The sequence below is a fragment of the Dactylosporangium sp. NPDC050588 genome, from assembly GCF_040654975.1.
Lineage (GTDB): Bacteria > Actinomycetota > Actinomycetes > Mycobacteriales > Micromonosporaceae > Dactylosporangium > Dactylosporangium maewongense.
Genome location: NZ_JBFAJA010000181.1, coordinates 3,899 through 6,545 on the forward strand (window position 1 = coordinate 3,899; position 2,647 = coordinate 6,545).

At 57.5% G+C, this 2,647-nt stretch carries 2 rRNA genes (1 of these 2 only partly in view); both read right to left on the minus strand.

Annotated features, from left to right (window positions below):
- A 23S ribosomal RNA gene (locus AB0I21_RS56845) occupies positions 1–632 on the minus strand; it reaches 2,574 nt to the left of the window's first position.
- A 352-nt stretch (positions 633–984) separates the two neighbouring features.
- Positions 985–2,501, minus strand: a 16S ribosomal RNA gene (locus tag AB0I21_RS56850).
- The 16S and 23S rRNA genes sit together here, the layout of an rRNA operon.
- Between the last annotated feature and the right edge of the window lie 146 nt (positions 2,502–2,647).

Here is a 2,647-nt window from a genome sequence, read left to right on the forward strand (position 1 = left end):
GGGACGCTCCGACGGATTGTAGGCGCACGGTTTCAGGTACTATTTCACTCCCCTCCCGGGGTACTTTTCACCTTTCCCTCACGGTACTAGTCCGCTATCGGTCACCAGGGAGTATTTAGGCTTACCAGGTGGTCCTGGCAGATTCACGGCAGATTACAGGAGTCCGCCGCTACTCGGGAACACACCAACACAGACCCGCGATTTTCGCCTACCGGACTCTCACCGTCTACGGTGCCGCTTTCCAGCGAACTTCGACTAACCACGAATTTTCTGACTGTGCAACCAGATGGCAGCCTGGTTCAGACATGTCCCACAACCCCGCACACGCAACCCCTGCCAGGTATCACACGTGCACGGTTTAGCCTCATCCGCTTTCGCTCGCCACTACTCACGGAATCACAATTGTTTTCTCTTCCTGCGGGTACTGAGATGTTTCACTTCCCCGCGTTCCCTCTACCCGCCCTATGTGTTCAGGCGGGAGTGACACCACATGACTGGTGCCGGGTTCCCCCATTCGGACACCCTGGGATCACAGCTCGGTTGACAGCTCCCCCAGGCCTATCGCGGCCTCCCACGTCCTTCATCGGCTCCTGGTGCCAAGGCATCCACCGTACGCCCTCAGCAACTTGACCACAAAAAAGCTATAAAGATGCTCGCATCCACTGTGCAATTCTCAACCAACACCAAACCCAAACCGCTTTATCAGCCACAACCTGCAACACAACCGTGCGCCGTTTTGTGGCCGGCTTGGATCTCGTCTGAACCAACCGCCCCACGATCACTCGTGGCTGGTTGTTTCAGGACCCAACAGGGTGCCTGTGTGACCTCCGAACCGCATCCAACTCTGTTCCACGCCGAAGCAGTACTAAGAAAAGGACCGTTGTCCAGGAAATACTCGCCAGTGTCTCCGCCATATGAGCACCCATCCAGCACATTCGGCCGGATATGGGCTCCTGCGCTCTTTCGAGCGAGGTTGCTCCTTAGAAAGGAGGTGATCCAGCCGCACCTTCCGGTACGGCTACCTTGTTACGACTTCGTCCCAATCGCCAGTCCCACCTTCGACGGCTCCCTCCACAAGGGTTGGGCCACCGGCTTCGGGTGTTACCGACTTTCGTGACGTGACGGGCGGTGTGTACAAGGCCCGGGAACGTATTCACCGCAGCGTTGCTGATCTGCGATTACTAGCGACTCCGACTTCACGGGGTCGAGTTGCAGACCCCGATCCGAACTGAGACCGGCTTTTTGGGATTCGCTCCACCTCACGGTATCGCAGCCCTTTGTACCGGCCATTGTAGCATGCGTGAAGCCCTGGACATAAGGGGCATGATGACTTGACGTCATCCCCACCTTCCTCCGAGTTGACCCCGGCAGTCTTCGATGAGTCCCCGGCATAACCCGCTGGCAACATCGAACAAGGGTTGCGCTCGTTGCGGGACTTAACCCAACATCTCACGACACGAGCTGACGACAGCCATGCACCACCTGTGAACGCCCCCGAAGGACACAACATCTCTGCTGCTTTAGCGCCCATGTCAAACCCAGGTAAGGTTCTTCGCGTTGCATCGAATTAATCCGCATGCTCCGCCGCTTGTGCGGGCCCCCGTCAATTCCTTTGAGTTTTAGCCTTGCGGCCGTACTCCCCAGGCGGGGCGCTTAATGCGTTAGCTGCGGCACAGAGAACCGGAGAGGCCCCCCACACCTAGCGCCCAACGTTTACAGCGTGGACTACCAGGGTATCTAATCCTGTTCGCTCCCCACGCTTTCGCTCCTCAGCGTCAGTATCGGCCCAGAGACCCGCCTTCGCCACCGGTGTTCCTCCTGATATCTGCGCATTTCACCGCTACACCAGGAATTCCAGTCTCCCCTACCGAACTCAAGCCTGCCCGTATCAGCTGCAAGCCCACAGTTGAGCTGCGGGTTTTCACAGCTGACGCAACAAGCCGCCTACGAGCTCTTTACGCCCAATAAATCCGGACAACGCTCGCGCCCTACGTCTTACCGCGGCTGCTGGCACGTAGTTGGCCGGCGCTTCTTCTCCAGGTACCGTCACTTGCGCTTCGTCCCTGTCGAAAGAGGTTTACAACCCGAAGGCCTTCATCCCTCACGCGGCGTCGCTGCATCAGGCTTCCGCCCATTGTGCAATATTCCCCACTGCTGCCTCCCGTAGGAGTCTGGGCCGTGTCTCAGTCCCAGTGTGGCCGGTCGCCCTCTCAGGCCGGCTACCCGTCGTCGCCTTGGTAGGCCATCACCCCACCAACAAGCTGATAGGCCGCGAGCCCATCCCAGGCCGAAAAAACTTTCCACACCCCACGATGCCGTGAAGAATGAATATCCGGTATTAGCCCCCGTTTCCGAGGGTTATCCCAAAGCCTAGGGCAGGTTACTCACGTGTTACTCACCCGTTCGCCGCTCGAGTACCCCGAAGGGCCTTTCCGCTCGACTTGCATGTGTTAAGCACGCCGCCAGCGTTCGTCCTGAGCCAGGATCAAACTCTCCAACAAAATCTGGAAAATTAGTCCTGGCAACAAACAATCGTTTGTCACCAAAGGAATCCTCGGACACGACAACAAAGCCATGTCACGGGGTCAATCAATTGGCACTGGCTTAACAAGCACCCTGTTGAGTTCTCAAACAACCAACACACACC